22 protein-coding genes are annotated in these 20117 nt (G+C 70.0%); 11 read left to right on the top strand and 11 right to left on the bottom strand.

The annotated features are described in order from the left end of the window. Positions 1-181: 181 nt before the first annotated feature. The 6 genes from NMN56_RS41815 to NMN56_RS41790 all read left to right on the top strand — a co-directional run bounded on the left by NMN56_RS41815 (position 182) and on the right by NMN56_RS41790 (position 4865). On the top strand, positions 182-595 hold the full coding sequence (locus tag NMN56_RS41815) for a DUF3151 domain-containing protein (protein ID WP_274047268.1): 414 nt from the start codon (positions 182-184) through the stop codon (positions 593-595). A gap of 180 nt (positions 596-775) precedes the next feature. Beyond that, a complete protein-coding gene (locus NMN56_RS41810; RefSeq protein ID WP_274047266.1) occupies positions 776-1621 on the top strand; it encodes a tryptophan 2,3-dioxygenase family protein in 846 nt (281 codons plus the stop codon). Then, positions 1614-2990, top strand: coding sequence for a kynureninase (gene kynU, locus NMN56_RS41805; protein ID WP_430542843.1), 1377 nt, complete (start codon positions 1614-1616; stop codon positions 2988-2990). The genes NMN56_RS41810 and kynU overlap by 8 nt, the downstream gene beginning before the upstream one ends. Further along, the gene (locus NMN56_RS41800; protein WP_274047265.1) at positions 2987-3700 is read left to right on the top strand and encodes an alpha/beta hydrolase family protein; all 714 of its coding nucleotides are present in this window, start codon (positions 2987-2989) and stop codon (positions 3698-3700) included. Before kynU ends, NMN56_RS41800 begins: the two co-directional genes overlap by 4 nt. Positions 3701-3923: 223 nt before the next feature. Further along, positions 3924-4187, top strand: a complete 264-nt coding sequence (locus NMN56_RS41795; protein ID WP_274047264.1) for a hypothetical protein — start codon at positions 3924-3926, stop codon at positions 4185-4187. Positions 4188-4325: 138 nt separating this feature from the next. Then, a complete protein-coding gene (locus NMN56_RS41790) occupies positions 4326-4865 on the top strand; it encodes an HXXEE domain-containing protein (protein ID WP_274047263.1) in 540 nt (179 codons plus the stop codon). A 32-nt stretch (positions 4866-4897) separates the two neighbouring features. On the opposite strand, the gene NMN56_RS41785 is transcribed toward NMN56_RS41790, so the two are convergent. Then, positions 4898-5230 carry a glyoxalase superfamily protein gene (locus NMN56_RS41785; protein ID WP_430542842.1) on the bottom strand — a complete coding sequence of 111 codons (333 nt, stop codon included), beginning with the start codon at positions 5228-5230 and terminating at the stop codon, positions 4898-4900. Positions 5231-5299: 69 nt separating this feature from the next. Continuing rightward, positions 5300-6469 (bottom strand): alpha-hydroxyketone-type quorum-sensing autoinducer synthase, encoded by a 1170-nt coding sequence (gene cqsA / locus NMN56_RS41780; RefSeq protein WP_274047261.1) that lies wholly within the window; start codon positions 6467-6469, stop codon positions 5300-5302. Between the two features lie 170 nt (positions 6470-6639). Between cqsA and NMN56_RS41775 the strand changes: the two genes are divergently transcribed. Further along, positions 6640-7203 carry an EF-hand domain-containing protein gene (locus NMN56_RS41775; RefSeq protein ID WP_274047259.1) on the top strand — a complete coding sequence of 188 codons (564 nt, stop codon included), beginning with the start codon at positions 6640-6642 and terminating at the stop codon, positions 7201-7203. 151 nt (positions 7204-7354) lie between these two features. Here NMN56_RS41775 and NMN56_RS41770 read toward each other — a convergent pair whose 3' ends face one another. The 7 genes from NMN56_RS41770 to NMN56_RS41740 form a co-directional block, all read right to left on the bottom strand. Then, positions 7355-8752, bottom strand: a complete 1398-nt coding sequence (locus NMN56_RS41770; protein WP_274047258.1) for a hypothetical protein — start codon at positions 8750-8752, stop codon at positions 7355-7357. 86 nt (positions 8753-8838) lie between these two features. After that, positions 8839-9138, bottom strand: coding sequence for a hypothetical protein (locus NMN56_RS41765; protein WP_274047257.1), 300 nt, complete (start codon positions 9136-9138; stop codon positions 8839-8841). Then, positions 9135-9467, bottom strand: a complete 333-nt coding sequence (locus NMN56_RS41760; protein WP_274047256.1) for a hypothetical protein — start codon at positions 9465-9467, stop codon at positions 9135-9137. Before NMN56_RS41760 ends, NMN56_RS41765 begins: the two co-directional genes overlap by 4 nt. Positions 9468-9655: 188 nt before the next feature. Further along, on the bottom strand, positions 9656-9856 hold the full coding sequence (locus NMN56_RS41755; RefSeq protein ID WP_347178900.1) for a DUF397 domain-containing protein: 201 nt from the start codon (positions 9854-9856) through the stop codon (positions 9656-9658). 4 nt (positions 9857-9860) lie between these two features. Further along, complete coding sequence (locus tag NMN56_RS41750) at positions 9861-10721, bottom strand: Scr1 family TA system antitoxin-like transcriptional regulator (protein WP_274047255.1); 861 nt, start codon at positions 10719-10721, stop codon at positions 9861-9863. 305 nt (positions 10722-11026) lie between these two features. Continuing rightward, positions 11027-11665 carry a Uma2 family endonuclease gene (locus tag NMN56_RS41745; protein ID WP_274047254.1) on the bottom strand — a complete coding sequence of 213 codons (639 nt, stop codon included), beginning with the start codon at positions 11663-11665 and terminating at the stop codon, positions 11027-11029. Between the two features lie 119 nt (positions 11666-11784). Continuing rightward, a complete protein-coding gene (locus tag NMN56_RS41740) occupies positions 11785-12396 on the bottom strand; it encodes a Uma2 family endonuclease (RefSeq protein ID WP_274047253.1) in 612 nt (203 codons plus the stop codon). A 155-nt stretch (positions 12397-12551) separates the two neighbouring features. On the opposite strand from NMN56_RS41740, the gene NMN56_RS41735 reads away from it, so the two are divergent. Further along, the gene (locus tag NMN56_RS41735) at positions 12552-13769 is read left to right on the top strand and encodes an RNA-guided endonuclease InsQ/TnpB family protein (RefSeq protein ID WP_274047251.1); all 1218 of its coding nucleotides are present in this window, start codon (positions 12552-12554) and stop codon (positions 13767-13769) included. 184 nt (positions 13770-13953) lie between these two features. Here the strand turns inward: NMN56_RS41735 and NMN56_RS41730 are convergent, their stop codons facing one another. Then, the gene (locus NMN56_RS41730; protein ID WP_274047250.1) at positions 13954-15237 is read right to left on the bottom strand and encodes an adenylosuccinate synthase; all 1284 of its coding nucleotides are present in this window, start codon (positions 15235-15237) and stop codon (positions 13954-13956) included. Positions 15238-15578: 341 nt separating this feature from the next. On the opposite strand from NMN56_RS41730, the gene NMN56_RS41725 reads away from it, so the two are divergent. Then, a complete protein-coding gene (locus NMN56_RS41725; RefSeq protein WP_280842938.1) occupies positions 15579-16661 on the top strand; it encodes a diacylglycerol kinase family protein in 1083 nt (360 codons plus the stop codon). Positions 16662-16757: 96 nt separating this feature from the next. On the opposite strand, the gene NMN56_RS41720 is transcribed toward NMN56_RS41725, so the two are convergent. Then, positions 16758-17282, bottom strand: a complete 525-nt coding sequence (locus tag NMN56_RS41720; RefSeq protein ID WP_430542841.1) for a GbsR/MarR family transcriptional regulator — start codon at positions 17280-17282, stop codon at positions 16758-16760. 92 nt (positions 17283-17374) lie between these two features. Between NMN56_RS41720 and NMN56_RS41715 the strand changes: the two genes are divergently transcribed. Continuing rightward, positions 17375-18427, top strand: coding sequence for an ABC transporter ATP-binding protein (locus NMN56_RS41715; protein ID WP_274047249.1), 1053 nt, complete (start codon positions 17375-17377; stop codon positions 18425-18427). Next, a complete protein-coding gene (locus NMN56_RS41710; protein ID WP_274047248.1) occupies positions 18424-20091 on the top strand; it encodes an ABC transporter permease in 1668 nt (555 codons plus the stop codon). The genes NMN56_RS41715 and NMN56_RS41710 overlap by 4 nt, the downstream gene beginning before the upstream one ends. The last annotated feature ends 26 nt before the right edge of the window (positions 20092-20117 follow it).

The following is a 20117-nucleotide window of genomic DNA, read 5'->3' as shown; positions in this document are numbered from 1 at the left end:
CCCCCAGACGCCCGGCCGGCGAGGCCAACGGGGGCCAGGGGGCGAAGCCCCCATATTGAACGGGAACGGGCTTCAACCCACAGGAACCACAACAGGGGGCAAGGGGCGAAGCCCCGAACGCAACCGCGGCCCCGCATCACCGCGCAACAGGCCGTCCGCAGGACCAGGCACACTGGGACCCATGGCCATTCACGAAAACCTGCTTGGTGGGCCGCCCGAGACCCACCTCCCCGACGACCCCGAGCCACGCGAAATGCTCGCCTCCGGAACGGCTCCCTCCGAGGTCGCGGCGAAGTACCCCACGTCCTCACTGGCGTGGGCCCAGCTTGCCGACGACGCGTTCGAGGCGGGCAGCGTCGTCGCGTCGTACGCCTACGCGCGTACCGGCTACCACCGCGGCCTGGACGCGCTGCGCCGCAGCGGCTGGAAGGGCCACGGGCCCGTCCCCTTCGAGCACGAGCCCAACCGCGGCTTCCTGCGCGCCCTGCACGCCCTCGCGCGTGCGGCGCAGGCCATCGGGGAGCAGGATGAGTACGAACGGTGCTCGTCCTTCCTGAAGGACAGCTCCCCCACGGCGGCCTCGACCCTCGGCTGAGCCGCTGGTCCCGAGTGGGCCTGATATGTCCGGCGGCGGTGGGACCCAAGGGGTTCTTGCCGCCGTCGGTGCGTGTCGCGCATGATGCGCTGTGGGCCTTCGAGGCCCGAGGGGACCGGGGCTCCACGTCGTCAGAAAGGGGCGGACCGCTACCCGGAAGCTCACGCAGCGGAGACAGCGATGTCACACGACCCGGATGCCCCCGAACTCGCCCCCGAACTCGCCCCCGAACTCGACTTCGCGGGCACCACCCCGTACGAGGACTACGTCCAGGCGGACACCCTCACACACCTCCAGCATCCCCTCTCCGAGGACCCCGGCGAGCTGGTCTTCCTCGTCACCACGCAGGTCATGGAGCTGTGGTTCACCGTCATCGTGCACGAGTGGCAGACCGCGGCCGGCTCCCTGCGCGACGACGACCTGCCCGCCGCGCTCGAAGCGCTTCAGCGCTCCACGTACGAGCTGCGCTCGCTCAACTCCTCGTGGGAGCCGCTGGCCCACCTGACGCCGGTCCAGTTCAACTCCTACCGTTCGGCGCTGGGCGACGGCTCCGGTTTCCAGTCGGCCATGTACCGGCGCATGGAGTTCCTCCTCGGTGAGAAGTCGGCGTCCATGCTGGTGCCGCACCGCGGTGCGCCCCGGGTGCACGCGGAGCTGGAGAAGGCGCTCCAGGAACCGAGCCTCTACGACGAGGTGCTGCGCTTCCTCGCGGCGCGCGGCGCCGAGATCCCCGAGGCGGTCCTCACCCGGGACGTGTCCCTGCGGTACGAGCCCGATCCCGGGGTCGAGGCCGCGTGGGTACGGATCTACGCCGGTGACCGCGGCTCCGACATGTACCGGCTCGGCGAGGCGCTGACCGAGGTCGCCGAACTGGTGTGGCGCTGGCGCAACGACCACCTGGTCGCCACACGACGCGCCATGGGCGCGAAGACCGGCACGGGCGGCTCGGCGGGTGTGGCATGGCTGGAGAAGCGAGCCACCAAACAGGTCTTCCCCGAGCTGTGGACGGCGCGCAGCCATGTCTGATCCCGCGAACAAGACGACAGGCATGCCGACGGACAACACGAGGAACACGCCGACGGACAAGCCGAGGAACACACTGGCCAACGAGTCCGAGCACCTGGACAGGGCCGACCAACTGGCCCACGTACGCGAGAGGTTCGTGCTCGACCCGGCCACCGTCTACCTGGACGGCAACTCCCTCGGCGCGCTCCCCCACGCGGTCGGGGAACGCGTCGCGCGCACCGTGGCGCACGAGTGGGGCGAGCTGGGCATCAGGTCCTGGACGGAGTCCGGATGGTGGGCAGCCCCCGAAAGGGTGGGCGAACTGATCGCGCCACTGGTGGGCGCCGACCAGGGACAGGTCGTGGTGGGCGACTCGACCAGCGTGAACGTGTTCAAGGCGGTCGTCGGCGCGATCCGGATCGCGCGTCAGGACAGCGCGGCGCGTACGGAACTGCTCGTGGACGAGGCGACGTTCCCGACCGACGGCTACATCGCCGAGTCCGCCGCCCGCCTCACCGGATGCACGCTGCGCCAGGTCCCGGCCGCGGCGGTGCCCGGCACAGCGGGACCCACGACGGCCGCCGTACTCATGAACCATGTCGACTACCGCACCGGCGAGTTGAACGACCTGCCCGGCATCACGGCGGCCGTACGCGAGGCCGGCGCACGCAGCGTGTGGGACCTGTGCCACAGCGCGGGCGCGCTGCCGGTCGGCCTGGACGCGCACGGCGTCGACTTCGCCGTCGGCTGCACGTACAAGTTCCTCAACGGCGGCCCCGGCTCGCCCGCCTTCCTCTACCTGCGCCGCGACCTCCAGGACCGCTTCGACTCCCCGCTGCCCGGCTGGCACTCCCACGCCGACCCCTTCGCGATGGCCCCGGCCTACGAACCGGCGTCCGGTGCCACGCGCGGCCGGGTGGGCACCCCCGAGATCCTCTCGACGGTCGCACTGGAGGCGGCCCTGAGCGTATGGGAGGGGGTGAGCATCGAGGCCGTACGGACCAAGTCCCTGGCCCTGAGCGACCACTTCCTGCGGTGCGTACGCACATACGTCCCCGAAGCGAGCCCGCACGGCGCCGAGGCGAGCCCGCACGGCGCCGTGAGCCCGCACAGCGCCGCCGGCACGCCCAGTCGTGCCGGCGAAACGGCGGTCTCCGTACGCTCGCTGACCCCCGAGGAGCACGCGCGGCGCGGAAGCCAGATCTCGCTGCTGTGCGAACCGGCCGAGCGGGCGGGCGCCGTGATGGAGGCACTGACCGCGCGCGGTGTGATCGGGGATTTCCGCCGTCCCGGCGTACTCCGCTTCGGATTCACCCCGCTCTACACTTCGTTCGAGGACGCGGAGCACGCAGCCCGCGTCCTGGGCGAAGTGACCGGGGGGCCACGATGAGCGACCAGGAGTGCAAGGCACTGCTGGCTCTTGAGCCGGTGCTGCCGGAGAGCCAGGAACGGTACGGACCCCATCCGTCGCAGGTCATCGACCTGTACGGAACGGGTGCGCCAGGGAAGCGGATCGTGGTCCTGCACGGCGGGTTCTGGCGCGACGAGTGGGACCGCACCCACCTCACGCCGTTCGCCGCCGCGTTGGCCGGCCGCGGAATGTCGGTGGCACTGGTCGAGTACCGCAGGGTCGGGGGCGGCGGGGGCTGGCCCACGACCGTCGAGGACATCGACGCTGCCCTCGAACACCTCGGAGCGCCGGCGAACGTCCTCGTAGGCCACTCCAGCGGCGGGCATCTCGCGCTGTGGGCCGCGGCCAAGCGGGAGCGTGCCGCCGAGCGCGCTGTCGTCGTCGCACCCGTCGCCGACCTCGCGCGGGCGCACGAGCTGCGGTTGAGCGGCGGTGCGGTCGCCGAGTTCTTCGGCGGCCACGACCAGGTCGAGGGTGCGCTGTGGGACGCCGATCCCATGCGGCTGCTGCCCCGTATCCCCGTGGAGATCCTGCACGGTACGGCCGATCTGGACGTGCCGATCGAGCTGTCGCGCCGTTACGCCAACAACTGGGGCGGTCGCCTCCATCTCCTCCCCGGCGTCGGCCACTACGCACCCTTCACCCCGCGGACCCCCGCGTTCGACGTGCTGGCCTCCTCCCTCTGCTGAGCCCGTGACGGCTCAACCCTGCTGAGCCCGTCATGGGCTCAACCCTGCTGAACCCCTGACGGCTCGCCCCGGCCGAGCCCCTCGTGGCTCGATGGGGTCTCGGGGCTCAGCCGAGCGGGGTATCCGAAGCGCACATTTGGCCTAACCCTGCGTAAGGGGATGCCGCACGGGAAAGGGACGTACCGGCGCATTTTCCGCGCGTCCACACGAACAAGGAGAACCCATGCGTATCCGCACCGCAGCTGCAGCCGCAGCGCTGGCCTCCGCCGCCCTCCTCGGCTCGGCGGGCTCGGCCTTCGCCGACCACAACGAGGCCGCGATCGCGAAGGACAACGACGGCAACAAGGTCAAGATCGGGAAGATGGTCCACAAGAACAGCCACAAGGAGTGGACCCTGTCCAAGAAGCACTGGAACGCCACCAACATCTCCGGCAACTACGGCGGTGGCGCCCGGGTCGGTGACCTTGAGCGAGGCTTCAAGCACTGAGACGGCTTGACCGCTCTCCAACCGGGCTCCACGAACCCGGTGTGACGCGTCTGTCCGGCCCCGCGCCCCTCCGCGCGGGGCCGGACGCCTGTCTGATTCCGCTCCCCGCGTCCACATCCGGCTTGGCAGAATGCGGACGTGAACACACAAGACGCCGAAGCCGTCGGCCCCGCCGTCACCCTGGGACTTCTCGCCGCCTGGACCCTGCACGACACGGAAGAGGTCGCCATGGTCCCCCGCTGGTGCAGGGAACACGTGCCCGAGCTGCGGAAGCGGATACCGCAGGTGCCCGACCGCGTCTGGGACCGTCTGGAAACCATCGACGGCCGTGAGTTCGCCACGGCGGTCGCCCTCGTCGGCGCCGTGGTCGCGGGCGCTGCGGTGGAGGGGCAGCGTACGGGTGGGCGTTCGGGGTTCTACCAGTCGGCACTGAACGGGTTCGGCCTGCACGGGCTCGCGCACATCGCGCAGGCCGTCGCCGTACGCGGGTACACGCCGGGCGTCGCGACCTCGCCGACCCTGGTGATCCCCTTCACCCTCTGGGCCCGCTCCCGCCTCCGCAAGGCGGGGGTCCTGCGCGGCGCCCGTGCGCGCGATGCCGTCACCAGTCTCGCGTTCGCCGCCGTGGTGACCGGCGCTTCCCACGGCTTGGCCCGCCGTCTGGTGCGGCGCGGGTAGTCCGGGCCGCGTCGTACCCAGGCCCGGGGGCGTTAAGGGGCGCCGATTCTCAGGCGGTTGCCGTCCGGGTCCCGTAGTTCGATCTCCTGGGCCCAGGGGGCCTGTGTGATCTCTACGCCGAACTCCTGGGCCAGTGTGGCCACTTCGCGCAGGCGCAGGTAGATCAGGGTGTCGGGGCGCGCATCGCCCTCGTGCTCGGAGAGGAACAGCCGCACCTTCCCGCGTTCGATCTCCACGAACGCGGGAAAGCCCTCTTCGAACCTGTGCTCCCAGATCTTCTTGAACCCCAGCCGCGCATACCAGGCGACGGCCGTGCCGGCGTCGCGTACGCGGAGGATCGGTACGACGTCCTCGTCCTCGTCCATGCGCGCCATCGTCGCAGAGGGATGCGCGGGATGCGCGGGGTGTGCCGGGAGCGTATGGAGTGGGGGCGGTCAGCCGATCAGGTGGGCGGCTCTGTGGCAGGCCGAGACGATGCGTTCCCTGTCGCCTGTGGTGAGTTCGCTGTGCAGGGACAGGCGTACGAAGCAGCGGCCCCGGGTCGTCGCGGGGGGAGCGAAGGGTGCGCCGAACACGCCTTCGGCCTCCAGCGCGTCCCGCAGTGCCATGGTGCGGCGTTCGTCGCCGCTCGGCAGCGCGATGATGTGCGCGCCATCGGGGGAGACGCCCACGGCGGCCAGCTCTTCCCGGAGGTACGCCGTGTGCGCCGCGAGCCGCGTGCGGCGGTCCTCGGCGTCGCGTACGACCCCCATCGCGGCGGTCAGGCCCGCCACGTCGTGCGGCAGAAGCGTGGAGCTGAACACTGCGGGAAACGACTCGAACTTGAAGTACTCGGGGAATTCCGGGTCCTGGCACCCGATGAATCCAGCCCGCCCCGCGAAAGCCTTGGAAAGGCTCGCCGTGACGAAATCGGGGGCGAGGTCACCGGTCAGCTGCCCCGACATTCCCGTGCCCCGACTGCCGAGTGCGCCGAGGGAATGCGATTCGTCGACGAGCAGTGAACAGCCGTACTCACGCGCGGTTTCCGCGATCTCCCGCAGCGGGCACACACTGCCGTCGTTGCTGTAGACGGCGTCCACGACGACGATTCCCGGACCGCTGTCCTCGATCTTGCGGCGCAAATGGGAGGCCCCGTTGTGCAGAAAGGGCCGTACGGGCGCTTCCGCGATCCGTGCGCCTTCCCACAGCGACATGTGCGCGTACATGTCCATGTAGACCGGTGTGTGTCCGTCGGCCGTCGCCTGGAGCAGACCCGTGTTGGCCGCCCAGCCCGACTGGCACAGCACCCCCGCCGTGCAGCCCGCGTGTGCGGCCAGCTCGGTCTCCAGGCGGAGTTGGGGGTGCTCGCTCTCCTCGCCCGTCAGGAAGACACCGGACATGAGAACCCCATTGCCGTGCGCCGTCAGGCAGTTGGCCATGGTTCGCACGATCCGGGGATCACGCGAGAGGGAAAGATAGTCGTTGCTGTTGACGAGTACGGCATCGTCGCCGGGGGTCAGGCCGCGCAGGAACTGCTGCCCTCCCCAGCGCACCGCCTTGCGTTCTCGGTGGAAACGGTCGATTCGCTTGCGCGTCATGGCGAGTCCCACCGCTGAGTCCGGCACGCGTTCACTCCTTCGTGGCACCTTCTTGGCCCGTGTATGAACACAGAGAATGCCGGGCAGTGCGGGGTGTGTCCGTACGGCACGCGCGAGAGCGTAGCTGTGTTCTCGGCGTTTCCCGCCTTCCACTCCGCCCGCTTTTCCCGCCTTCGATTCCCGAGGAGAGCCCTTTCATGACCACTGCCACCACTGTCCTGGACACCAAACTCGACCGCGCGTTCTCCATGCTCGACGCGAACGGCACCGGATCTCTCGTGGAGGCCGATCTGCTCGCGCTCGCCGACAAGTTGGGCGCCGCGTTCAACGCGATGGAGAACGGCTCGGCCGCCCGGCTCAGGCAGGCGCTCGCCGACCTGTGGAAGTCCGATCTCGCCGGCATGGACGCCGACGGGGACGGTGAGATCGACGTCGACGAATTCCGCGCCGGCGTGCGGCGCGCTGTCGCCGAGGACCGCGAGGGATTCCTCGACCGGGTGGGCGACATGGTGGAGGCGTGGATGAGCGTGGCCGACGCCGACGGTGACGGTCTGATCGACGTCGTCGAGTTCACCACCATGTACACACGCACTCTCGGCGCTTCCCCCGACGCCCTCGCCGCCTCCTTCGCGCGTCTCGACACGGACGGCGACGGCACGCTGGACAGCGACGAAATCCGGCGCGCCACCGAGGAGTTCTACACCAGCGAGGATCCGGACGCGCCGGGCAACCAGCTCTTCGGCCCCCTCAACGAGGCATAGGCGTAGGTGAGCCGGCGCCCGCGCGGCCCGGGCGCCGCCGCCCTCGCTCCGGACTCCGCACCTCCGGCTCCGGACTCTGCACTTCCCGGTCCGGGCCGCGCACTCCGGGCCGCGCCCTTCCCTGTCCGGACCGGGAAGGGTCGCGGGAAGCTCACTCCTCCCGTAGTCGCAGAACCCAGCGCAGCATCGTTCCCGTATGGGGCGGGAGGCACGGTTCGGCCCGGGTGATCTCCGCTGCGAGGAGTGCCCGTTCGTGCGGGGGCAGCGCCGCGGCCAGGGACGCCGAGTTGGTCGGGGACCAGCGCGCCGCCAGTGCACGCGCCCGTTGCCACAGTTCAGGGTCGTCCACGAGGGACAGCGCGGCGCGCAGCGGTTCCAGGCCCCCGCGGGCCGCGAGGAGCTGGAAGGCCGCACGGCGTATGTGCTTCTCGCGGTCCGGGCCGAGCCGCGTGAGCAGCCCTCCTGGTCCGTCCAGCGGCAGCGTGTCCGCGTCCCCCGCGAGCGCTCTCGCCACGCGGCCCACCACGGCGGGCGACGGGTCGTCCAGCAGATGCGCGACCAGTTCGGGCTCGGCACCCGCGAGGGCACTCAACGCGCCCACGGCCGCTGCCCGTACCCCTGCGCTGTCATCCGCGAGGAACGGTGTGACCAGCTCCGCATCCGCCGCGCTTCCGCCGGCCCCGCACTCCCCGAGCCCGGCGACGGCGCCGCGCGGCACCCTGCCGGGGCCGGCGCTCACGGCGTCGCGGTAGTGCGCCGCCGGGTCGCCGCCGCTCACGCGTACGGCCCACTGCGCGCACTCCCGTACGGCGGCCGACCGGTCGTCCAGCCACGCGGCGCCCTTCTCCGGCGTACCGGCCCGCCGCAGCGCGGTCACGGCGACGGCCCGTACGCGCGCTGCCCGCGCGGTGAGCAGCAGGTCGAGAGGGCCGCGCGGCACCGCGTTCCCCGCATCCTCCCCGAGCGCCGCCTCGGCGCAGAGGGTCTGCACGAGGACGTCGTCTTCGCGTACGGCCGCAGCGGCCAGCTCGTCGGGGCTCAACCATCCGTTGTCCACAGCCTGTTGAAAACCCCAGCGGCGCACCTCCCGTGCCGGATGCGTGAGCACACGCCGACGCGTGTCCGCTTCCGCCGTACCCAGCCGCTCCTTCAGCAGCCGCACCGCGTGGCCGCCGTGCGCGCGCTCCCCGATCCGCAGCACCACGTGCGCCACCTCGGCCAGCGCATCCGTCGGCGTACGGGCCAGCACCGCGCGCGCCGCCTCCCGCACAGCTCCGGCCCAGTCCGCACCCCGCACCACCACCAACGGCAACAGCCCCGCGCCCACCCCGGCCCGCAACGCGGCTTCCCGCACCCGCCCGTCCCCGTGGCACAGCGCCACCCCCGCGTCCGCCACCCGCGCGGGCACGGACAACGGGTCGGGGAACCAGTAGTGCTTCCGCCGCACCGCCAGGTCGTACGCCACCCACGCCCGCGCGGGTGCGGTCACCAGGGGTACGTCGGGTGCGTCGGGTGCGTCGGGTACGTCCGGTATGGAGTCCTGAGTCATGCCCGGCAGCGTACGGCCCCGGTTGGCGCTCCCCGGGCATGATTGAGCCCGTGCGGCGCCGATCCGGCACCGCACGGGCTCAGCGGTCACGGCCGGTGGACGTTCGTGCGGCCGTGCGTGTGCTTGCGGCAGTCCGGTGTCTGATCGGCGGGTGTGGTGACGGGCTCGGGTTCCACGTCGAGCGCGAAGCAGAGCTGCGCGTGCAGCATCTCGGCTTCTGCCGGGGAGAGTTGGAGCGCGATGTCACCGTCGAACTTGCCGTTGCGCAGCAGCCAGAGAGGGATCGCGTACCGCCCGTCGGCGTCCCGGTGCAGGGGCTTCCCCGGTACGCGGCTGATGCGCAGTCCGTGATGCGTGGGTCCGTGATGCGTGGGTCCGGTGGTCACGCCGCCACCCCCATCGCCACGGCGGGGTGCCCGATGTGGTGCCCGTGGATGATCTCCGGCCCGATGTCGATCCCGTCCAGCGCGAGAACGAGCGCGGCCCTGCGCTCGCCCCTCTCGTGCGCGAGCAGATACGGGCGGACGAGCGGGCTGTCGCCGTCGACGGTGGCGGGCGCGTCGAGGGGGCGACGCGGTGGCCTGACCGGCGTTGTCCGGACTGCTTCGTGGGGGACCGGCGGATACGGGGCCCCCACCTGGGCGGCCCCGCTGCCGCGCGGACGGATGAGGAGGGCGAGTGTTCGGCTCAGAGCATGCCGGATACGGTGGTTCATGCTGACGCTCCAGGTGGTTCAAGCGTTGGCCAGCCCCGGGGTGTTACCGCACCGCCGGGGCGCTTGTTTCTTGGACAACAGCCTTGCTGAGTCCGCGAGTTCAGGTAACCGTAGCGCCACGCGTTGCAACTTATCAACTGTTGTAAGTTCGCTCGCTCAATTGGCATGTGCCGCAGCGTCGGGCCGCGTTACCGAAGGTCGTCAAGTGCCCCGGAGTCGGCGGCGATCAGGAGGGCCCGGAGATGCGCGCGCGACAACGCGGTGACCACCGTGGGATCGTCGCTTTCGCGCAGCAGGACCTTGTTGCCGTTCGTGGCAAGCTCGATGCAATCGCCGTCCGGCTGGGTCGAGTACGACGACTTCTGCCACTGGAGTTCCACGCTCTTCACGCCTTCATAGTTGCTGGGTCACATCACGGATGAAGTCCTGCGAAGGGCCCGGATCAAGCGCGCGCTCCTCCATGCGATCCAGCACCGCGTGGTAGTTCGCGAGGTGGGTCTCCGCGTGGAGGAAAGCCGATCCGGCCGGGGTGTCCTTCTGCACAGTATCGAGCTGTGGCACCGGGCCATGTGCGTAGACCGCCTGATCGCCCGCGCTCGGGAAAGCGCCCGCGTCGAAGGGCAGCACGCGCACGCTTACGCAGCCGCGATCCGACTGATCCAAGAGGTGCCGGAGCTGGACGCGTGTCACGTCCTTCCCTCCGAAGCGCATCCGTAGGGCCGCCTCATGAATGATGAAGGTGCACGTGGGCGCGTCGGCCCGGTCCAGCACCTGGGCTCGTCCGAGCCGGAAGCGCAGCTTGCGTTCGAAGTCGTCCGAGGCCATGGGCGGTACGGCCTCCGCGAAGATCGCGCGTACGTACTCCTCGTGCTGGAGCAGACCCGGCATGTGCGTGATCTGGGCCGCTCTGAGGCTCGTAGCATGATGTTCCATCTCGGCGAGGTCTATCGCCGTCGCGGGAAGGCTCTCCTGGTACTCGTCCCACCAGCTCGGCCCTGAACTGCGGCGCTCGCGTGCCATGTCCGCGAGTACGGCCACGTAATCCCGGTCGGGACATGAGTAGTTGGCCGCCCACACACGGACCCGGTCCGGACTCACGCCGAAGCGGCCCGCCTCGGTGTTGCTGATCGTGGTCCGGTCGGTCCCATGCATCTCTGCGGCCTCGGTCAACGAGAGTCCAAGATGCTCGCGCATCTTCCGCAACTCCGCCCCAAGCCGCCGCTGCCGCTCGGTCGGTGGCTTCCGCGCCGCCATCGCCTCCCCCTCCTCCGGGACCACAGTGTGGACCGCCGTGTTGCGATGGTCCACTTCGCCGGGGCGGGCGGTGCCTCGGGCAAGGTCGCGAAGGCGGGTCTCAGCGCACCCAGTTCTTCAGGGGCTCGGTCTCCAGGGTGATCCCGACGGGTTCGGGAAGCTCGGCGTTCTTGCCGAACGGGACGCGGGTGGTGTGCTCGCGTCCGTGTGCGGTCATGGCCGTCATGGTGTGCGGGTGCCGGGCGGGTCGGTGGTCGACGGGGTCCGGCTCACCCGTACGAGTTGGCGCGCGCGGTGTGCGGGATTCAGTCCTGGTATCCCGAGCGGTGGCGGGGCCAGGCGTCACGTTGGGACTGAGCGGGCGCTGTGGGCAGTATGCCCGTGTCCAACTCGACGGGGCCTGAGGGCAGCGGGAGCGTAAGGGCCTCGCCGTAGGAGAACTCCTCCCGCGAACGGTAGGCGCCGTCGGCCGGCCGGCTGTAGCAGAGGGCGCGGCGGGTGTACGGATCGAGGATCAGGTAGACGGGAATGCCGGCTGCCGCATAGGCAGCGGTCTTGGCGAGGTAGTCGTTCTCCACGCTGGAGGGGGAGACGATCTCGCCGGCCAACTCGATGAGTTCGGCTCCGCGCTTGGGCGTGTCAACGGGGCTCCAGAGCACCACGTCAGGGCTGCGGGGCGTGTCCCACTCGGGGTGTTGGAACTCGATCTCCCCGACGGCTTCGAGCCCCAGCTCCGGGTCGAGGCGTGCGTCGAGCAGTTCCGTCACACGACGGAAGGTACGGATGCGTTCCAGCGAGACAGGGGACATCATGACGAAGCCGTCGCCGGGCACCACCTCGACGCCCTCCAGGGTCTCCGCCTTTTCCATCAGCCCTTGGAGCAGCTCCACGTCACTCTGGATCTTCTTGTCCACCGGATACTCCCAGCCTCGACCGTGACTCATCCGCAACCTCGCACGCCCTGCTGACAGCCTGGCTCCGGCGCCGCCGTCGGTCCACCGGAGTGTGGGGCGCAGAGCCCACGCGGCCCCGGCCCGCACGGGAGTACGGGCCGGAGCCGTCGTCAGCTCTCCGCGCTCGGGCGGGGCGTGATGCGGGTGAGGTCGAGGTCGAGGGGGAACGGGACCTCGGTCTTCATTCGCGCGTGGAAGATGCCGGTGCTCGTGTACGCGCCGGTTGCGGGCTCCAGCTCGAACACGTACACCACGGCCCGGCCCCGGTCCTCCTCCACCCGCCAGTAGTGCGGGATCTTCGCGCGGGCGTACTTCACCGGCTTCGTCTCGCGGTCCCGCGTCAGGGATTCGGGGGATACGACCTCGACCGCCAGCACCACGGACTCGGCCGGGAACCGGGTCAGCCGGAAGTCGTCCACGATGTCGCCGGGGACGACAATGACGTCCGGTTCGGGGCGGTTCTGGCGGTCCACGTCGATGGTGAAGTCCCGGATGACCTCCAGCTCGGGCGGCGCGAGCGACTCCAACTGCCTTTCGAAGAAACTGACTGCCCGGTAGTGGAAAAGGGACTGCGGACTTACGAAGACGAGGCTCCCGTCGATCAGCTCCGTGTGTGGAGGCAGATGGGGGAGTCGGTCGAGGTCGTCGGCTGTCCAGCCGCCCACGGGCGGGACCGGCCAGCTCGGCTCGCACGGCTCGGAGTGCTCCGGTGCGACGCTCATCGGGTCTCCTTCGTGAATACCCCCGGCTTCAGCCGGGGGAGGAAACGAAGCTCCTGTGGAGCAGGGCAGGGAAAGCCGAATCGCCGCCGGGATATTCGGCGTCTACCGCCAACTACCAGCGGTAGGCCACAATTTGGTGTGATAATTTGCGAGATATGACCACTCATGTGAAGCGGGCGTTTCGGTACCGCTTCTATCCGACTGTGGTGCAGGCAGTCGAGCTGTCGCGCACGTTCGGATGTGTGCGCAAGGTCTACAACATGGCGCTCTCTGCCCGTTCCGAAGCCTGGTACCAGCGTGGAGAGCGGGTGAACTACAACGCCACCTCGGCGATGCTGACCGCGTGGAAGAAGTCCGAGGAGCTGGCGTTCCTCGCCGAGGTGTCGTCGGTCCCGTTGCAGCAGTGCTTGCGGCACTTGCAGGCAGCCTTCACCAACTTCTTCGCCAGGCGGGCCAAGTACCCCCGTTTCAAGTCCAGGCACAAGTCGCGTGCCTCGGCCGAATACACCAGCTCGGCGTTCCGGTTCCGGAATGGGGAACTCACTCTCGCGAAGATGGCCGGGCCGTTGGACATCCGGTGGTCCAGGCCGCTCCCGGAAGGAGCGAAGCCGTCCACGGTGACCGTCAGCCGTGATGCGGCCGGCCGCTGGTTCGTGTCCCTGCTGTGCGAGGACGCGTCCGTAAACCCGCTGGCTGCCACGGAAACGGCGGTCGGGATCGACGCCGGCCTCGACCACCTGCTGACGCTCTCCACCGGAGAGAAGATCACCAACCCGAGGCATGAGCGCCAGAACCGTAAGCGGCTGGCCAGGGCCCAACGGAATCTGTCCCGTAAGGCAAAGGGAAGCAACAACCGGGCCAAGGCCCGGCAGAGGGTCGCTCGCGTCCACGCACACATCGCGGACCGGCGACGCGACACCCTGCACAAGCTGACTTCCCGACTCGTGCGCGAAAACCAAACGCTCGTGATCGAGGACCTGACCGTGCGCAACATGGTCAAGAACCACACTCTGGCCCGCGCCATCCACGATGCCGCGTGGTCGGAGTTCCGGAGCCTGCTGGAGTACAAGGCCGCCTGGTACGGCCGCGAGGTCATCGCGGTCGACCGCTGGTTGCCCTCCTCCAAACTCTGCTCCACCTGCGGCACCCTCCAAGAGAAGATGCCGTTGCACGTCCGCACCTGGACGTGCAACTGCGGCACGGCCCATGACCGGGACGTGAACGCGGCACGCAACATCCTGGCGGAAGGACTTTCCGTGTCGGCCTGTGGAGCCGGTGTAAGACCCCAACGGCGTACGCCGGGAGGGCAGTCGGCTGCGAAGCAGGAAGTCCCCCGGAGCGATCCGGGCCGCGCAAGCGGCGAACGACCATAGGTCGTACGGGAATCCCCCTGCTTCAGCTGGGGGAGGAGTCAACAGTGCTCCCATGGGACGCAGTCTCGCCAGCCGTGCCAGCGTATCGGCCCGGAACGTCCGGGCGTTCCCTCGAACGAGTGTCGAAAGGGCTGGTGGGCGCGCAAGGGCGCCCACCAGCCCTTTCCTTCGGCCAGGCCGGGGCCTACAGGAACGAGTTGACCTGGATCGTCTCGTCGCGGCCCGGGCCCACGCCGATGGCGGAGATCGGGGCGCCGGACATCTCTTCGAGGGACTTGACGTACGCCTGGGCGTTCTTGGGCAGGTCCTCGAAGGTCTTGGCCTTGGTGATGTCCTCCGACCAGCCGGGGAGGTACTCGTAGACCGGCTTCGCGTGGTGGAAGTCGCTCTGGTTGTACGGGAGTTCCTCGACGCGCTTGCCGTCGATCTCGTACGCGACGCAGACCGGGATGCGCTCCCAGCCGGTGAGGACGTCGAGCTTGGTGAGGAAGAAGTCGGTGAGGCCGTTGACGCGGGTCGCGTAGCGGGCGATGACCGCGTCGAACCAGCCGCAGCGGCGGTTGCGGCCCGTGGTCACGCCGAACTCGCGGCCGATGGAGCGCAGCGCCTCGCCGTCCTCGTCGAACAGCTCGGTGGGGAACGGGCCGGCGCCGACGCGCGTGGTGTACGCCTTCAGGATGCCGATGACCCGGCTGATCTTCGTCGGGCCCACCCCGGCGCCGGTGCAGGCGCCGCCCGCGGTCGGGTTGGAGGAGGTCACGAAGGGATACGTGCCGTGGTCGACGTCGAGCAGGGTGCCCTGGCCGCCCTCGAAGAGGACGACCTTGTCCTGGTCGATGGCGTCGTTGAGCACCAGTGAGGTGTCGGCGACGTAACCCCTGATCTGGTCCGCGTAGCCGAGCAGCTCGTCGGCGACCTGGCGCGGCGAGATGGAGCGGCGGTTGTAGAGCTTGGCGAGGATCTGGTTCTTGAAGTCGAGAGCCGCCTCGATCTTCTGGAGCAGGATCGACTCGTCGAAGAGGTCCTGGACCCTGATACCGACGCGGTTGATCTTGTCGGCGTAGGACGGGCCGATGCCGCGGCCCGTTGTGCCGATCTTGCGCTGGCCGAGGAACCGTTCCGTCGTCTTGTCGAGGGTCGCGTGATACGGCGTGATCAGGTGCGCGTTACCGCTGAGCAGGAGCTTGGAGGTGTCGACGCCGCGCTCGTTCAGTCCGCTCAGCTCGGAGAGCAGGACCGCGGGGTCGACGACGACACCGTTGCCGATGACCGGGGTGCACCCCGGAGACAGGATCCCGGACGGGAGGAGATGCAGCGCGTACTTCTGGTCGCCGACGACGACCGTGTGGCCGGCGTTGTTGCCACCTTGGTAGCGCACTACATAGTCCACGGAGCCACCGAGCAGGTCGGTGGCCTTTCCCTTGCCCTCGTCACCCCACTGAGCACCGAGCAGCACAAGTGCGGGCACAGGCGTACACCCCTTCCGGGCGGGGCATGTCCCACGTGCATGGCGCTTTTCGCCATCGCAAGAGCCGCGGACCGGTGCCCCAGATAGAGGAAGCCCCTGGCGCAACAGCGACAGGGGCTCTTGCACCGAGAGATTACCCAACAATTCTCTCGGGTGACGAACAGGGGAGTGCCCGCGCCGTACGGCCGTACGAACCGCAGCGCCGCGTTACCCGATGAGGAAGGACCCAGGTGTCGGCTCCAGACCCCGCGAGGGCCCCGGAACCCCCTGGAGCAGGGGACCCCCGGATTCCGCTCCTCGTGGTCATCGATCCTGTCGCCAGGCTCACGGACGGTGAGTCCGTGCGCATCGCGCGAGATGTGCTCTGTGCCGGGACATCGGGGGTGAAGGTCTGCCTTCCCGACGACCCCGAGGAGACGGCACGCGCACTCGCCCGGCGCGGCAGCAGGCGTCCCGTACTGGTCGGCAACGACAGGGCGCTGCTGCGGGTCGTCCAGCTCCTGCACAGAGAGGGCGCGCTGCACGAGGCGGCGCTTTCGGTCGTGCCGGTCGGCGACGGTACGTCGGTCGCGCTGGCCGGTTCGCTGGGGATTCCGCTGGACGCGGTCACCGCGGCACGCGCCGTGCTGACCGGCGCCGAGCACCGGCTCGATCTGCTGGTCGACGACGGCGGCGCCGTCGTACTCGGCGGGGTCCGTGTTCCCGCCGGCCCGGAGCCCGCACCCGAGCCCCGCGTACCCCGCCAGGGCACGGGCCCCGGCGAGGCGGGCGGTTCACCGCTGCGCCGCGCCTGCCGCTCCCTCGTACGGACGGTGCTGCCGCAGAGCCTGCACACGGTGCTGCCGCGGAGCCCGGACGGGAAGCGGGAAGCGGGGCGCGGCGCTGAACGGCGGGACGATCGCCCTCCCGTGGCTCGTGACCCCGGTCGGGAGGCCGCGCGTGAGGCGGCGTTCGGAGGGGCGGACGAGGGAGTTGGTGACGGGGGCGGTGACGGAGTCGGTGACCGGGGTGGTGAGGGCCAGGGTGGCGGGGAGCGTGCGGGGGCTTCCGGTGTGCGGCGGCGCCCGTTCGAACGGGGTGCGGGCGCGGAACCGTACGCGAACTCTCCGCAGAAGCCGCCCTCCGTACCCGCGCAGTGGCTGCGCGTGGAGGCCGACGGCAAGCTGCTCGCCGACTTCGACGAGCCGGTGGGGGAGGTCTCGCTGCGTACGACGCACGACGGCGGACTCGCCGAGGTGACCGTACGGCCGCTCTCCGACCCCTCGCCGGTGCGGGCCATGGCGCGTGAGGTGACGGTGTCGGGCGGCGACGGGTTCCGCTATCGCACGGACACGGCACGGGTCGGTGGCCCGGTGACATCCCGTACCTGGACGGTGCTCCCGCACGCCTGGCGGCTGGTCCTCCCGCGCGCGGACACCGCCTGAACGGGGGCTCCCTGGGCGGGGGGCTCTCTGGACGGGGTCTTCTGAACGAGGGTCTCTGAACGGCGCCCTTGAACGGGGCGCGTGGCGGGCCGGGGCTCAGTCCTCGGGGGAGGGGTGGGTGTCGTGCCAGCGCTTGAGGAGGTCCTCCAGTTCGCGCCGCATGAACTCCAGGAATTCCGCGCTCTCCTCGATGCGGCGCCCCGCGGGGCTCTCGGGGCCGACATCGCGGGCGCCGGCGCGCAGGGTGCTCGTCCAGCGGGTGAGGATGTTGTCGCGGTTGGTCAGCGCGCTGTACCAGATGTCGCGGTGCAGCAGATAGCGCTCGCGGCGCGAGCCCGGGTCGCGCTGGCGGCTGACCATGTTGACCTGGGCGAGGTAGCGGACGGCGCCGGAGATCGCGGCGGGGCTCGCCTGGAGGCGTACGGACAGTTCGGCCGAGGTCAGCGAGCCCTCTTCGGAGGCGAGCAGGCAGGCGAAGACGCGGGATGCCATGCGCTGCATCCCGGCCTCGGTGAGGTCGGCGGCGAATCTCTCGACGAAGGGGGACACCTTCGTCTCGTAGTGCCGCAGCTCCTCCCCGGGGGCGTTCCCGAGTCCGTTCTCCTCCGTCTTTCCAGCCACGTGCTTCAGCTTCTCCCTGGTCGGTGGGTTATGACAGACCCTAACGCTTCCTTAACTTCATAAATTTGTGAAATTAGCGTAGCTTCCAAAACATGAACTCCGCTACGACAGCGATCGCCGTCTCCGGTCTCGTCAAGACCTTCGGCAGGACCCGCGCGCTCGACGGGCTCAACCTTGAGGTCGCCACGGGAGAGGTGCACGGGTTCCTGGGGCCCAACGGGGCGGGCAAGTCGACCACCCTCCGGGTTCTTCTCGGCCTCCTGCGCGCCGATACGGGAACAGCGCGCCTGCTCGGTGCCGACCCCTGGGACGACGCCGTCGCGCTGCACCGACGCCTCGCCTACGTCCCGGGCGACGTCGAACTGTGGCCCAACCTCACCGGCGGCGAGGCCATCGACCTGCTCGCCAGGCTCCGGGGTGGCATCGACCCCGCGAAGCGCGAGGAACTCATCGAACGCTTCGACCTCGACCCCACCAAGAAGGGCCGCACGTACTCCAAGGGCAACCGGCAGAAGGTCGCCATCATCGCGGCCCTCGCCTCCGACGCCGAACTGCTGCTCCTGGACGAGCCGACAGCCGGGCTCGACCCCCTCATGGAGGTGATCTTCCAGGACGTGATCCTCCAAGCGAAGGCCGCAGGGCGCACCGTGCTGCTCTCCAGCCACATCCTGGCCCAGGTCGAGAAGCTGTGTGACCGCGTCAGCATCATCCGGCTCGGCAAGATCGTGCAGTCCGGCTCCCTCAGCGAGATGCGGCACCTCACCAGGACCACGATCGAGGCCGAGACCGACAGGCCCGTCACCGGACTCGCCGAACTACCTGGTGTCCACAACCTGCGTACCGAAGCAGGCCGTGCCCACTTCGCCGTCGACGGCACCCACCTCGACGAGGCCGTACGCCACCTCGGCACGCTCGGCATCCGCAGCCTCACCAGCCACCCACCCACGCTCGAAGAGCTGATGCTGCGGCACTACGGGGACGAGCTGTCAGCCAACGGGCACGGGACGGACGGGAGCGCAGCCGAGGCGCACGCCGGTACGGGTGCCGGGGCGGGTGTCGCGCCGGGTGCCTCGACGGACACCTCCGCGGGTTCGGGCTCGGCCGGTTCGGGCTCGGGCTCGGACTCCGAGGGAGCGTCGCGATGAGCGCCGCGACCGGTACCGTGCCCCGGCCCGAAACCACTCCCGGGCCCCAACACCCCGCTCGTAAGCGCACGTTGGCCGGAACCGGGACCCTCTACCGCTTCGCGCTGCGCCGCGACCGTGTACGCCTTCCCGTCTGGATCCTGGCGCTCTTCCTCGGAACCCTCTCGACCGCCAGCAACTTCAAGCAGGTCTACGCCGACGACGAGGCACGCGCCTCGGCCGCCAAGACGATGGACAGCCCGGCGGGTCTGGCGATGACCGGCCCCGGGCACTACCTCGACGACTACAACTACGGCGCCATGCTCGGGCACCAGATGCTCGGCTTCGTCGTCATCATGGTCGGCCTGATGAGCGTCCTCGCCGTCGTACGCCATACACGTAACGAGGAAGAGACCGGCCGCGCCGAACTCGTACGCTCCGGCGTCGTCGGACGGCACGCCTCCCTCACCGCGGCGCTCGGGGTCGCCTGCACGGCCAACCTGGTGCTCGGCATCCTGCTCGCCGTCGGCCTGCCCGCGCTCGGGATGGACGGCATCACCTCCGGCGGAGCCGTCCTCTACGGCGCCGCGCACGCCGCCGTCGGGCTCGTCTTCGCCGCCGTCGCCGCCATCACCGTGCAGCTCACCGCCCACGCGCGCGCCGCGTCCGGGGCGGCACTCGCCGTGCTCGGAGCCGCGTACGTTCTGCGCGCCGCGGGCGACGTCGGCAACGGAGCGCTCTCCTGGCTCTCTCCCATCGGCTGGGCCCAGCGCACGTACCCCTTCGTCGACGACCGCTGGTGGCCGCTGCTCCTCGCGCCGGCCTTCGCGTTCGCGGCAGGCGCCGCGGCGTATGTGCTGAGCACCCGGCGCGATGTCGGTGCCGGGCTGCGCCCGCCCCGGCCCGGCCGTGCCGCCGCCAAGGGTTTCCTCACCCGGCCGCTCGGGTTCGCGCTCCGGCTGCACCGGGGGCTGCTCACCGGGTTCACCGTCGCGCTGCTGCTGCTCGGCGCGATGTACGGCTCGATCCTCGGTGACGTCGAGGACATGCTGAAGAATGTCGACGCCATACAGGAGGCCCTCAAGAACGCGGGCGGCTCCACACTCGCCGAGTCCTTTGCCTCAACGGTGATGATCGTGCTGGCGGTTGTGGCCTCCATCTACGTGGTCATGGCCACGTTGCGTCCCCGCGCCGAGGAGACCGCCGGGCGCGCGGAACCGCTCCTCGCCACCGCGCTCTCGCGCCGCCGCTGGGTCGGCAGCCACCTTCTCGTCGCCCTCGCCGGCGGTACCGGCATCCTGCTCGCAGGCGGCCTCGGGTTCGGGCTCACCGGCGCCGCTTCCACGGGCGACTCCGCCCTCGTCGGGCGCCTCACGGGTGCTGCCCTCGCCTACGCCCCCGCGCTCTGGGTGACCGCGGGCGTGGCGGTCCTCCTCTTCGGCTGGCTCCCGCGCGCGACGGCCTTGGCCTGGATCGTGCCCGTCTACGGCTTCGTCGTCGGCTACCTCGGCAAACTGCTCGACTTCCCCGACGCGCTCAACAATGTCTCCCCCTTCGGTCATGTCCCCGCACTTCCCGCGGCGGACATGTCCTGGCTGCCCCTGCTCCTCCTCACCGCGATCGCCGCCGCGCTTGTCGCCGTGGGCCTTTACGGGTTCCGTCGGCGTGACCTTGAGACGAAGTAGTACTTGTGAGGTGTCGCCCCCAGCGT

The organism is Streptomyces iconiensis (genome assembly GCF_028657195.3).
Lineage (GTDB): Bacteria > Actinomycetota > Actinomycetes > Streptomycetales > Streptomycetaceae > Streptomyces > Streptomyces iconiensis.
The sequence above is the reverse complement of the archived record's forward strand: the minus strand, read 5'-3'. Positions and strand labels throughout refer to the sequence as shown.